Below are 12,537 nucleotides of genomic sequence, written 5' to 3' on the forward strand. Positions count from 1 at the left end.
GACCTTCGGAACCACCGGCGGCCTGGGGAGCTCACGTAAGACCACCCGACAACGGGCGGCCACGAGCAATGAGGCCAAAACCGGAGTCGCAACCGCGACAAAGGAACTCCGCAAGGAGAGCGCCTGATGGATCACCAACGCTCACTCAGGTGCAACGGGCGCAATTCTCGCGTCGTGGGGGACGCCAGAGACCATCGCCGATCAACTGGAGCAGTGGCGCGACGCCGGAGTGGATGGCATCAACGTCGTCAACGCGACCATTCCCGGCAGCTACGAAGAGTTCGTCGATCACGTGATCCCGGTCCTTCAGGACCGGGGACTGGCGCAGCGCGAGTACTCCCCCGGCACGGCGCGGGCGAAGCTGTTCGGCGGCGACCTGCTCAGTGAGCGTCATCCCGCCGCGCAATACCGCGGTGCGTTCACACCCGTGGAGGCATAGTCGGGCATCCTCGGGGCGTTTGATCTCGCGTGGTTTTTGCTGGCGGCACGGGGCCGACTCTTAGCGAAGTATTAGTGGCTACTCCCCGGTACCTTATGTTGGCGGATTACCTTCGGCCTTAAGTTGTCGTGACTGCACTGGGCAGTCACCGATCATCGAGCCGCCGGAGGGAGGCCATCATGATTGCAAAGTCAAATGGTTCGGCTGCGAATTCGCCTTTCCGATACGGTAATCCGACCGTCGACTGTGGCGGTGCACAGCTGCGTGCACAGTGCCGACACCTCGCGACGGTGGTTTCCATCAGTGGCGAGGTCACGGACGCGAACGTCGACGCTCTCATCGAGCGCGTACGGCACTACATCCTGGCCGAGAAGCCCGTCATCCTCGATCTCGGTGACGTGGGATCGTTCGCTGCCAACGGCGTTGCGCTCTTCGAGGCCGTCGACGACCTGTGCGACGAGGCAAAGGTCGAATGGTCCTTGGTGGCAAGCCAATCGGTGCTGCGAGTGCTGCGGCTCCGCGGCGATCAAGGCGTCGTTCCCACTGCGGACTCGGTGCCCGAGGCTCTGCATCACTTCTCCGACGTCATGTCCGAGCGGCGCCAACTGCTGCCAATTCTCGGCAAGTCCGCCTAAAAAGTCAGGATCGATCACACGTGTTGTTAGACATCCGTTGGCTCGGGTACTTGCTCCACCGTCGTCACAAGACGGTCGGCCCGCGCTAGTCGCTGCCTTGCTGGCGAGAAGCTTCAGCCCATCCTCGGACGGGGTCCCTGGGTGAGGTCGAGACCGCCGACGACTGGATGTCGTAGTCGCTTGACGCCGGTGCCGTGCACCATCAGCACCATCAGCACCATCAGCACTCTCGAGAAGCGGATCAACGATTCCCACGGCCAGAAGAGCCTCGCGGCGTCAACGGAGTTCCCTGCAGGCGAGTGACCTACACCGTCTCTCCAGCCGTCAGGGCGCCAGGGCAGCGCTGCGGGGATCGATGAGGATCTTGGCGTGTGCTTCGGGATCACCCAACGCGTCGAACGCCGCGGCGACGCCATCGAGTCCGACGGTGCCGGTGATCAGCGGCGCTGCGTCCAACTTTCCGTCGGCCAGCATGTACAGGGTGTCGCGGAATTCCAGCGGAGTGGAGCCGAACACGAACCGCAGGTCGATCTCCTTGCCGTTCGCCAGCGCCGGTCGCAGCTTGTCGTCACCCATGCACACACCGACCACCATGACGCGCGAATTCAGCGGCGCTGCGCCGATGATGCCGTCGATCACGCCGGGTACGCCGACGCACTCGAAGATCACCGGCCGTTTCGGGCTCGCGGCGCCCAAGGCGTCCACCGCGCGGTAGACGTGCGACCACCCCGGTAGGCGGCGCAGCTTCTCCATCGAACCGACGCCGAGCTCGTAGAGGGCAGGAGCATCGGTCACGAAGCCCTTCGACGACACGGCGGCGTACGGGGAATCGACGGCCGGGTCGACGACGACGTCCGCGCCGCACCGGGTGGCCAGGGCCCGCCGCGCGGGCGAGAAGTCACTGGCGACGATGGTGTGGACGCCGAGTGCCTTGAGATGGCAGATGACCGCAAGGCCAATCGGTCCGCAGCCGACCACGATGGCCACGTCCCGTTTGCCGACGTCGCTGCGACGGATCGCGTGCAGGGCCACCGTCATCGGTTCGGTCAGCGCAGCGACATCTGGCGACAGCCCGTTGGGAACGACGAAACTCATCGCCGCCTCGGCCAGCACCTGCTCGGCATAGGCTCCTGGCGCCAGTGGTGAGAGACCGGTTAGGTGCACGCCACCGTGAGCGCGCACCAGCGGGAAGGAGACGACCGTGGTGCCGACCTTGAATTCCTTGGCGACACGACGTCCGCGCTCGGCGACCTCGCCGCAGAACTCGTGGCCCATCACCACAGGCGTGTCGCCGCGCATGAAATCGGGGTAGCTCAGCGCCGCCATGACGTCTTCGAGTTCGTCGGCGTGGTCCTTGGCGTGTAGGTCCGAGCCGCAGATGCCGCAGCGTTGCACGTCGAGAACCAATTGACCGTCGGCCGGGCGCGGCGCGGCGACATCGACGACCTCGAGCTGTCCGCCCAGACAGTTGACCGCTTTCATCGAACACTCCTCCACTGGTTCGGCGTCGTCATCAATGCAGCATCACACTGGGCGGGGATCATCGTGGAACTTCGGTCGGTATCACCCATCGGCGTAGCGCCTCGATGGTGGATTCCGGTGATGTGTTGAAGCAGAACGAGATACCGGGCGCGACTTCGTTGATCACGTTGACCAGCCGCTCGAACAGCTCGGTGTGCTCGGGTGTCATCCGCACGCCGGCACCGATCATCACGACCCCAAACGCTCGGGATTTGGCACAGTCACGCACCACCGCCTCGGCGTCATCGGGAGTCGCGGGTACCCGGCAGGGCACGAAGTCGAATCCCGCTGCACGCAGCGCGGCATCACCGGCGTCGATCCGTGCGGTCATCGTCGCCTCGTCCAACCCGGGATACCGGCCGTAGTCGATCGCGCTCGGATGCAGCCCGACCGACAGCACGGTGGTTGGCGTGTCCGAGGCGGTCGGATCGTGGTCTCCCACGTGCTCTCCGTTCGACGGCGACTCAACCAGCGTAATACGGGCGGAATCGTCTGCCTCATCGCTCGGAAACAACTCCGCGCCACATTGGTCGCACCTGAAGGAGGTGGGCATGTTTCATCTGGGTTGGTTCATGGGCAGTGGTTTCAGCGTGCAGACGTGGGCGATGGATCCATGGGCGGGCAATACCGGCCACGATTGGATGAAGGGCGATTTGTTCGTCGACCTGGCCGCGTCGCTAGAACGCGCCCGCTTCGACTACCTGCTGGTCGAGGACACCAGCATGGTCGAGGACGCCTACGGACGCTCCATGGAGACCACGCTCAAGTACGGTCTGCTGGCACCGAAGTGCGATCCCGTCCCGTTGATCCCGCTGCTGACCCAGCGCACGAAGCACATCGGCATCGCCGTCACGCTGTCGACGAGTTTCTATCACCCGTTCATGGCGGCCAGGACGATGACCACCCTCGACCACCTGACCGATGGTCGGGTCGGGCTGAACGTGGTGACCGGGAGCTCGTCGCGCGCGGCGCAGCAGTACGGCTACGACGAGCTGATGCTGCACAGCGAGCGCTACGAGATGGCCAAGGAGTGGATGGAAGCCGTTGATGCGCTGTGGGATTCGTGGGAGGACGGCGCCGTCCTGGTGGACCAGGAAACTCCGCGCTACGCCGATCACACCAAGGTGCATACCGTCGACTTCGAGGGCAAGTACTTCCGGACCCGTGGGCCGCTCAACACCATTCCCGGCCCTCAGCGCCGACCGGTCATCGTGCAAGCGGGCGCCTCGCCGGCCGGGCGCGATCTCGCCGCCAAGTACGCGGAATCGATGCTCGCGCACGGCACCAGCATCGAGGGCATGAAGGCGTTCCGGCTGGACATGCACCGCAGGATGAAGGAGTACGGACGCGACCCGAGCACGCTGAAGATCCTGTTCCTGATCGACCCGATCCTCGGCGACACCGACCGCGTCGCGCAGGCCCGCGAGGAGGACATGAAGGCCGCAGCCTGGAGCGATAAGGCGATCGAGCGAAGGTTGTGGGGCCTCAGCTATACCTCCGGCGGTGAGTTCGACTTCTCCACGTTCGACCTCGACAAGGAGGTCCCCGACGTGTGGGGCAACGGCGAGACGAGCACGCTGCGCACCTTCATCGAAGGCGCCCGCGGCAAGACGCTGCGCGAGGCCATCGCGACTGTCGACACCCATGCCGGCCTGGCCTTCGTCGGCTCGCCGGACACCGTGGCGGCGAAGATGGGTGAGGCGATGGAGGAGGTGGGAGGCGACGGGTTCCTGCTGTCGCCGACCGTCACCCGCCGCAACATCGCCGAGATCGCCGACGGCCTGGCACCCGCACTGCGCAAGCGCGGCCTCATCCGGGACGGCTACAACCACAGCACGTTCCGGGAGAACCTGCTCGAGTTCTGAGCCGGAAACCCGGCGTAATACGAGGGGTACTGACGCGACGCGGATGCGTCACGCGACGCCGATTTACTCCTGACGAAAGCACGCCAACGAATGCCGTGCTCACAGGTCAAGAGATGACCCAAGCAGGAGGCATTCGTGTTCGACAAAGCACACTCGTACGGCAACCCGTCTGGTCGTTCGGCTGAATGGGACCGCCGCAAGTTTCTGAAGGCGAGCGGTCTCACGGTCGGTGGCATGAGCCTCGCGGCCCTGATCGCGGCCTGTGGTGGTGGCGGTGGCGGATCGGGCGGTGACACGCTCACCCTGCGCATGCCGTTCCTCGCCGACATGCAGGTTCCCGACCCCGACATCATGTACGAGGGCGAGGGTGTCCAGGTGATGGAGTCGGCCTACGAGGGACTCGTACGCTACAAGTCCGGCTCGTCGGAGATCATCCCAGGACTGGCGAAGTCGTGGACGATCTCGCCCGACCTACTGACGTACACGTTCACGCTGCAACCCGGCGTGAAGTTCCACGACGGAACGGTCGCCGACGCCGAGTCCTGGATCAAGAGCTTCGAGCGCCGCGGAAAGGTCAATCAGGGCCCGGCCTACATGGTTACGGGTGTGGCCAAGACCGCGGCGCCGAACCCGACGACGTTCGTCGTCACGCTCAAGGAACCCAACAACGCGTTCCTGCACTACATGGCCTGTCCGTGGCAGCCGTTCGCGGTGAGCCCGACCGCCGTGGCCAAGAACGCCAAGGGCGACGATCTTGCCCAGGATTGGCTGAAGACCAATGACGCCGGCACCGGGCCGTACGTGTTCAAGGAGTTCGTCCCCGGTAGCCACTACACGTTGGAGGCATTCGGGGACTACTGGGGCGGGAAGCCCGCGTTCCAGACCATCCGCATCGACATCACGCCGAGCATTTCGACGCAGAAGCTGCAGCTCGACTCCGGTGCGTTCGACATGGTGACGAAGGGCTTCGCGATCCCGGACGTTCTTCAGTACCAACAGAACCCGCAATTCTCTGTCGTCAATGCGTTCGGCGGTGTCGGCGAGGCGATCTGGCTGAACCCGAACTCGGGCCTCTTCGCCGACAAGGCGCTGCGCAAGGCCGTGCTCACGGCCCTGGACCGCAAGTCCATCGTCGACACCTCTTGGGGCGGGTTGACCTCCGCGCAGGACGCGATGTGGCCGGAGCGCACCCTCAATCCGGCGCTGGCCCCGTTCCCAGCTCAGGTCGACTCCGCGGCGCTCAAGGCGATGGTGCCCACGCTTGCGTCGAAGAAGATCGACCTTGCGTGGGCCGCCGAGGGCGGGGCGCCGCGCCAGCAGATGGCCGAGCTCGCGCAGAGCCAGCTCGCCGCCCTTGGGCTCGACGTCACCGTGCGAACGATGCCCACGGCCGAGATGTTCGACCTTGCCAACCAGCCACCCGAGAAGCGTCCGGACATGTTGGTGGCGTTCCTCGGTGGTGACGCACTGCACTTGGACACCACGTTTCGAATCTTGCTGCGGACCGGCGCCAAGCCGTTGAACTTCTATCAGTACTCGAACCCTGAGCTCGACGAGCTGATGGACGAGGCGATCAAGCAGCCGACGACGGCGCAGACGGAAGCGATCTACCAACGGTGCAGCCAGATCGTCTTGGACGAGGCAATCTGGATCCCGCTCTGCCTCCCACCGAACTCGACGATCGCGCACAACCACGTGACCGGCATCGAGGACAACTCGTTCTATCCGGCCATCTTCTGGCCGCCAACCCTCAAGCGGACTTGATCGCCCGCCGCCCGCCGTTCAGGCCGAAGTCGCCAGTTCGTGAAAATTGCTGCGGTGGAAGACCATTGGCGCGACATCGGGGTACATCGCCAGTGCAACGATCTGCAGCACGACGATCTCGTGGTCGCCGGCCGCGACGCGCTTGAACGGCGTGCACTCCAGCCACAGCGTCGCGCCGTGCACGAACACGGCGCCGCTGTCGGTCGCCGTCCAGTCGACGCCGTCGAACCGGTCACCGGTCTTGGACGCCAGCGCCCGCGCGATGGGTGCGTGGTCACCGGCCAGCACGGACAGGCCGAGACGTTCGAGCTTCGCCAGCTTCGGCCAGGTGGTGGAGGTATTGGCCACGCACACCGACACCAGCGCCGGGTCGAGTGAGACCGAGGTGAAGGAACTTGCCGCCATCCCCTCGGCGACACCGTCGAGCAGACCGCAGAACGCCGTGACGCCGCTGGGGAAGCAACCGAAGGCCTGCCGCAACAGCGACTGGTCGAAGTCGTCGTCGATCGCCCTGATCATGCCGACACCTGCGGGACGAACCGGCGGGCCACGTCGAGCCACTTGTCCAGATCCGGCGACGTGTCGTACTCGGAGTCGAGCAGATACAGGCTCGGCGCCGGGCAGCTCGCGCCGATCTCGACGAGGACTGGGCGCAGCGTCAACTCGGGGGCGAGCGCGTGGGTGTACGAGCCGCCGAGCATGAGCGCAAACGTGGTGATCTGACCGAGCTCGCCCGCTCCGAACTGGTCGAGGAACAGTTTCAGTAGGCCGGTGTAGGTGGCCTTGAACGTGGGAGAGGCGACCACCAGGGAATCGGCGGACTTCACGATCTCCTTCGCCTCGGCCACCTTCGGGTCACCCCACCCGAGCAGGGCAGGGCCGAGGTCGACGACGTCGATCACGTGCTCGGGGGCGACGCCGGTCAGTTTCTCGGCGACCAACTCAGCGGCGGCCCGCGTCCGCGACATCGGCTTGGGATTTCCTACGACTACGACGGTCATGTGTAAACCCTCCATCTGCCCGACGACAACCTGCTCACAGCAGCGTAAAGCCTGCATTGCGCTGCGGCTCGGGGACCGAGTGTGCTCGCGAGCGGCGTAATGCCCCTGCTACGGCGGCGAATCCGGCGGGACACCGGGCCGTCGTTTGATGAACGCGTAGCGATTCGAAGGAGTATGGCGATGACGAAGAAGTTCCACCTGGGCTGGTTCATGAACTTCATTCCACCGGAATGGGATACGCCCTGGGCCTCACCGGACGTGGCGCAGTGGCCCAACGGCCGGTTCTACGTCGACATGGCGAAGAGCATGGAGCGCGCCTGCTTCGACTACATCATGATCGAGGACACCGTGATGGTGGCCGACGCCTACGGCGGCACCATGGAGGGCTCGTTGAAGAACTCCGTGTTCGCGCCGAAGCACGATCCGATTCCGCTGGCGGTGTTGATCGCGGCGCACACGTCGCGGCTGGGAGTGGTCGCGACGATGTCGACGTCGTTCTACCCGCCGTACTTACTGGCCCGGCTGGCCTCGACGGTGGATTCGATCGCCGAGGGCCGGTTCGGCTGGAACATCGTGTCCTCGGCCGAGGACCGGGCCGCGCAGAACTTCGGGCTCGACGGGCTCCCCGAGCACGACGAGCGCTACAACGTCGCTGACGAGTACTTCGACGTCGTCAACCAGCTCTGGGAGTCGTGGGATGCCGACGCGGTCGTGATGGACCGCGAGACCCACACCTACGCCGACTTCGAGAAGGTGCGCACGGTCGACTTCGTCGGCAAGTACTTCAAGTCCAGGGGGCCGCTCAACACGGTGCCCTCGCCGCAGCACAAGCCGACGATCCTGCAGGCCGGGGCCTCCCCGCGCGGGCGGGCCTTCGCAGCCCGCGCCGCCGACTCGATTGTCGCCGTGGGCACCGGCGTCGAAGGAATGCGGGAGTACCGCAACGATATTCGGGCCCGCGCGAAAGAAGCGGGACGAAACCCCGACGACATCAAGCTGATGTTCTGCGTGTCGCCGGTGGTCGCGCCGACCGAGGCCGAGGCGCGAGCGGAGGTCGACCGTCTCACCGCGCGAGCGAGCTACGTCGAGAAGCAGCTGGTCGGGATCTCGTCCAACACCGAAATCGACTTCAAGCAGTTCGACTGGGACGAGCCACTACCGGCCGATCTGACCACCAACGGCGAGCGGGGCTCGCTCGAGCACTTCATGCGTGGCGACGGCAGCCCGGGGGAAAAGACGCTGCGCAAACTCGCAATCGACTGGGCCACCACCGGCGTCGAGTTCATCGGTACGCCCGAACAGGTCGCCCGCGAGATGGGCGAGGCGATGGAGGAGATCGGCGGCGACGGCTTTCTGATCATGAAGCCGGGGTGGGACCTGAATCGGAACTACATCTCGTCGATCACCGACGGTTTGGTGCCCGAGCTGCAGCGCCTCGGGCTGACTAGGACCGAGTACACCAAGTCGACGCTGCGGGAGACGCTGCGGGAGTTCTAGGCGCACCGTGGGTTAACCATCGATTGCGCCACTTCGAGTCTCATCAGGCCGCACTTCGTGTGGCGCAATCGTCCGGGAATCAACTGGATCTGCCGCCGTCATGCCGGCTCATTACCGTGCCGATCGGGCGGTTGTCAGGCCGGCCCATGGCGGCGCGGCCGAGGAGGGCGAAACATCAAGGCGAACAAGGTTGATCCGATCTCCCTGGCGTCCCCCCTGCCGATGGCCGAGCGGGCCACGTTGCAGCGGCGCACCCTTCGCGTGCTCGTCATGGGCCAGGTGGTCGGTGCCGCCGCCCTTGGTGCAGCCATCACCGTCGGCGGATTCGTCGTGGAGGACATCGTTGGCGTCGGCACACCATGGGTAGGCATCTCGACCGCAGCGGTCACGGCCGGCTCGGGCACGATGGCCCAGATCCTGTCGCTAGTGATGCGCCGCTACGGGCGGCGCGCCGGCATGCAGTTGGGCTACGGCCTCGCGGTCGTCGGCGGGGTAATCGCCTGCGTCGGTGTGCAATTGGCGGTGCTCCCGGTGTTTCTGGTCGGCCTGCTCCTCTATGGCGCCGGGTCGGCGACCAACCTGCTGGCCCGCTACGCCGCCACCGATCTGGCCGAGCCGGAGCAACGCGGCCGCGCGATGGGCCGAATCCTGTTCGCGTCGACCTTCGGCGCCGTCTTCGGCCCAACCCTCGTCATTCCGGCCGAACACCTCGGCATGGCGTGGTTCGGCCTGGACATGTACGCAGGCCCGTGGCTGTTCAGCTCGTTCTTCTTCGCGTGCGCCGCAGTGAACGTGGCGGTCCGGCTGCGGCCCGACCCGCTGCTGGTGTTCGCGGCCGAACAAGGGATGGCCCCCAAGGACCGGCCGGTGCGGCTGCGGGAGTCGGTGCGCGCCATCGCCGCTTCGCCGGCGGCGCGACTGGCGCTGTTGGCAATGGTCATCGCACAGGCGGTCATGGTTGGCGTGATGGCGATGGCGCCGATCGACATGAAGGCCCACGACCACGAGGCGGTGAGCTCGGTGGTGGTCTCGGTGCACATCGCAGGCATGTTCGCGTTCAGCCCGCTGGTCGGCCGCTACGCCGACCGCAGGGGGAGGTTGGCCTCGCTGCGTGCCGGCGCGCTGGTGCTGTTGGCCGCGTGCGGGCTCTCGGCTTTCTCCTCCGACAACGTGGCGCTCATGTTCGCGGCGATGTTCGCGCTCGGGCTGGGTTGGACGCTGGCCCTCATCGGCGGCTCGAGCATGCTGACAGAACACGTCCCGGTGGAATACCGGGTGCCGGTGCAGGGAACCGCAGACCTCGTCACCGCCGTGTGCGGCGGGCTGGCCAGCGTGATCTGCGGGTTCGTCATGAACTGGGCCGGATTCGCCGCCCTCACGCTCGGCTCCGCCGTTCTCACTCTTCCCGTCCTGGTCGGAGTGCTCTTGCAGCGCCGCGCCGTGGCCAGGCGTGCTGCCGCCGCATGACCGCCGACGATCTGATCGCCGTCCCGTGCGACGCTGCAGACCGCGGACGGCTCCGCTCCATGCTGCGAGTGCCGGGCTACCGCAACCTGTTCATGAGCTCGTTGATCTGGCACACCACCCGGTGGGGCGGTCTATTCACGACCAGCTACCTGCTCACCCAGATCGCGGACTCGCCGATCCTCAACCAGGTGGTTGGAGCGCTCTTCTTCGTCCCGATGCTGCTTGGCGGCTTCTTCGCCGGTGTGATCAGCGACAGGTTCGAACGCAAGCGGCTGATCCTCTGCGTCCAACTGGTGCTCATTCCCATCGAATTCCTCATGTTCGCCGCGGTGCAGTCCGGTCGGGTCACGGTGTGGATGACCTTCCCGTTCATGTTCTTCATCGGCATCGGCGGCCTGGTCAACATGACCGCGCAGCGCCCGCTCATCTACGAGACGGTCGGACCGCGGCTGGCCAGCCAGGCAATGACCATCGAGTCGACCGCGCAGGCGGGATCGGCGATGTTCGGCACCCTCGTCGGCGGTGTCCTGATCCAGCAGCTCGGCATGGGCGCCGGATTCGCCGGGATGGGTGTGCTGCTGGTCGTGTCCGCGGTGCTGCTCGCGTTCGTCCCGCACCCCCGGTACGCCGCCCCGCGCCTCGCGGCGGGTTCGGTCTCGCTGCGAGACCAGATTGCGGCGAGCACGAGCCTGATACGACGCAGCCGACGGTTTGTCGCCATGCTCGCGGTCACGGTCGTGATGAACCTCTGCATGTTCGGCTACATCCCGCTAGTGCCCATCTTGGCCGAGGGGTTCGCACAAAGCGCGGTGCTCGCCGGCGCGCTCGCTGCGGCTCCCGGTCTCGGCCAGATCACCGCGGGCCTGGCGCTCAGCACCAGGGAGCTGCGCCGCCACGGCACGTTGTTCGCTTGCGGCTCGGCCATTGCGCTGCTTGGACTGTTCGTCTTCGCGACGGTTCCCGTGTTGGGCGTCGCGTTCGTCGCGCTGTTCGTCTCGGGTGTCGGCCAGGCCGGGTTCGGCTCGATGCAGAGCTTGCTGGCCATCGAATCCGCTGGCGCCAACGAGCGCGGTGTCGCCCTTGGCGTGCTCAGCACCGCGATCGGCGCGCTACCCATCGGCATGGCCACCATCGGTCTTGGCGCGGAGCTGCTCGGCCCAAGGGCGGCGCTGGTCACCTCGTCGGTGCTCGGCCTTGCCGCGCTCGGCGTGATCGTGCTGCGACGGCGCGGGGACCTGTTGGGCCACAACCCGCCTACGGCCGCACCGCAGCCCATTTGAGCGCACCGTCGTTGCCCTGGCGCAATGCCGCGGGAACGGGAGCGATCCGGTACCGCAACCACGCGTCACTAGGTTTCGGTCAGCCCCGACGGAAAGGGGCTGGCCGACGCGAGGAGGCACGGACGCAGGCCACGAAAAGTTCCACGAGTGCGCTCCGTGGGGACCGTTGGCTTTGGCCGCGGGGGATCGGGGCTGGTGAACAGCGTGTGGTGGTGAGTTTGTCGGTGTCGCTTCGTAGGGTCCGTGGTATGCCCGAGAGCAGGTTGCGCCGCACTGCAGGTGGGGTGTGTTCGGTGGGTCTGCATGTGGTGTGGTGTGCGAAGTGTCGGTGCCGGGTCCTTCGCGGGGGGTGGCGTCGCAGGGCGGACGATCGCGTGCACCTGTTGGTGCGTGTCGGCTCGACCGATGTGCCGGCGCGGGTGGTGCGGGCATTCACGGGCCGAACGGCGCGGGTATGGCGGCAGGAGTTTGGGTACCCCGGCCGGTTGGCGACGGTGTGGTGCTCGTCGTCGTATTTCGCCGCGTCGGTCGGTGAGGTCTCGGAGTCGACGGTGCGTCGCAGCATCGAGTATCAGTGGGACGAGGTGGCGTGATGAGGCGCGCCTACGTGTTCCGACTGCGGCCCACCGCGCGTCAGCACATCGCGTTGGCGGCGTGTGTGGATACCCACCGGGAGTTGTACAACGCCGCGTTGCAGGAACGCCGGGATGGGTGGTCGCACAGCAAGACCCGCATCAATTACGGGGATCAGTCCGCGCATCTGACGGAGATCCGGTCGGCGCGCCCGGGTGTGGCGGTGTGGTCATTCTCGTCGCAGCAGGCCACGCTGCGCCGCCTCAACAAATCGTTCCAGGGTTTCTTCGGCCGGGTGAAGGCCGGCCAGAAGGCCGGCCATCCGCGCTTCAAAGGGCAGGGCCGTTTCGACAGTGTGGAGTGGCCCAAAGACGGTGACGGCGCACGCTGGCTGCCCGAGGCGCGGCGGGTGTATCTGCAAGGGATCGGGCAGGTGAAAGTTCATATGCATCGCCAGGTGTCGGGGCGGGTGAAGACGATCCAAATCAAACGCCA

Annotated in this window: 13 protein-coding genes and 1 pseudogene; 10 read left to right on the forward strand and 4 right to left on the reverse strand. The window is 66.1% G+C overall.

Annotation, left to right across the window (positions count from 1 at the left end):
* Positions 1–178: 178 nt before the first annotated feature.
* The 3 genes and pseudogenes from QOC69_RS13550 to QOC69_RS13560 all read left to right on the forward strand — a co-directional run.
* A pseudogene (locus QOC69_RS13550) lies at positions 179–439 on the forward strand (LLM class flavin-dependent oxidoreductase); the annotation flags it as partial.
* A gap of 179 nt (positions 440–618) precedes the next feature.
* Positions 619–1,074: an STAS domain-containing protein gene (locus QOC69_RS13555; protein WP_526440266.1), complete on the forward strand. Its 456-nt coding sequence runs from the start codon at positions 619–621 to the stop codon at positions 1,072–1,074.
* Between the two features lie 180 nt (positions 1,075–1,254).
* Positions 1,255–1,377 carry a hypothetical protein gene (locus tag QOC69_RS13560; RefSeq protein WP_526440268.1) on the forward strand — a complete coding sequence of 41 codons (123 nt, stop codon included), beginning with the start codon at positions 1,255–1,257 and terminating at the stop codon, positions 1,375–1,377.
* Positions 1,378–1,398: 21 nt separating this feature from the next.
* Here QOC69_RS13560 and QOC69_RS13565 read toward each other — a convergent pair whose 3' ends face one another.
* A complete protein-coding gene (locus QOC69_RS13565) occupies positions 1,399–2,556 on the reverse strand; it encodes a zinc-binding dehydrogenase (RefSeq protein WP_526440270.1) in 1,158 nt (385 codons plus the stop codon).
* A 58-nt stretch (positions 2,557–2,614) separates the two neighbouring features.
* On the reverse strand, positions 2,615–3,037 hold the full coding sequence (locus tag QOC69_RS13570) for a hypothetical protein (RefSeq protein ID WP_526440272.1): 423 nt from the start codon (positions 3,035–3,037) through the stop codon (positions 2,615–2,617).
* A gap of 109 nt (positions 3,038–3,146) precedes the next feature.
* On the opposite strand from QOC69_RS13570, the gene QOC69_RS13575 reads away from it, so the two are divergent.
* Entirely contained in the window at positions 3,147–4,460 is a 1,314-nt protein-coding gene (locus QOC69_RS13575; RefSeq protein ID WP_526440274.1) for an NtaA/DmoA family FMN-dependent monooxygenase, read from the forward strand.
* Positions 4,461–4,694: 234 nt separating this feature from the next.
* The gene (locus QOC69_RS13580; protein WP_526440276.1) at positions 4,695–6,224 is read left to right on the forward strand and encodes an ABC transporter substrate-binding protein; all 1,530 of its coding nucleotides are present in this window, start codon (positions 4,695–4,697) and stop codon (positions 6,222–6,224) included.
* An 18-nt stretch (positions 6,225–6,242) separates the two neighbouring features.
* On the opposite strand, the gene QOC69_RS13585 is transcribed toward QOC69_RS13580, so the two are convergent.
* Positions 6,243–6,743, reverse strand: a complete 501-nt coding sequence (locus tag QOC69_RS13585; protein ID WP_526440278.1) for a flavin reductase family protein — start codon at positions 6,741–6,743, stop codon at positions 6,243–6,245.
* Positions 6,740–7,225 (reverse strand): NADPH-dependent FMN reductase, encoded by a 486-nt coding sequence (locus QOC69_RS13590; protein WP_526440280.1) that lies wholly within the window; start codon positions 7,223–7,225, stop codon positions 6,740–6,742. The genes QOC69_RS13585 and QOC69_RS13590 overlap by 4 nt, the downstream gene beginning before the upstream one ends.
* 180 nt (positions 7,226–7,405) lie before the next feature.
* Between QOC69_RS13590 and QOC69_RS13595 the strand changes: the two genes are divergently transcribed.
* From QOC69_RS13595 to QOC69_RS13615, 5 genes are all read left to right on the forward strand, one after another.
* Positions 7,406–8,722, forward strand: a complete 1,317-nt coding sequence (locus QOC69_RS13595; protein ID WP_526440282.1) for an NtaA/DmoA family FMN-dependent monooxygenase — start codon at positions 7,406–7,408, stop codon at positions 8,720–8,722.
* Between the two features lie 222 nt (positions 8,723–8,944).
* Positions 8,945–10,189: an MFS transporter gene (locus QOC69_RS13600; protein ID WP_526440285.1), complete on the forward strand. Its 1,245-nt coding sequence runs from the start codon at positions 8,945–8,947 to the stop codon at positions 10,187–10,189.
* On the forward strand, positions 10,186–11,469 hold the full coding sequence (locus tag QOC69_RS13605; RefSeq protein WP_526440287.1) for an MFS transporter: 1,284 nt from the start codon (positions 10,186–10,188) through the stop codon (positions 11,467–11,469). The genes QOC69_RS13600 and QOC69_RS13605 overlap by 4 nt, the downstream gene beginning before the upstream one ends.
* A 374-nt stretch (positions 11,470–11,843) precedes the next feature.
* A complete protein-coding gene (locus tag QOC69_RS13610) occupies positions 11,844–12,062 on the forward strand; it encodes a transposase (protein ID WP_526440289.1) in 219 nt (72 codons plus the stop codon).
* A partial coding sequence (locus QOC69_RS13615) for a transposase (RefSeq protein WP_526440291.1) occupies positions 12,062–12,537 on the forward strand: 476 nt, incomplete at its 3' end. The genes QOC69_RS13610 and QOC69_RS13615, both read left to right, overlap by 1 nt.

This window comes from Mycobacterium sp., assembly GCF_032162105.1.
In the GTDB taxonomy this organism is placed as follows: Bacteria; Actinomycetota; Actinomycetes; order Mycobacteriales; family Mycobacteriaceae; genus Mycobacterium.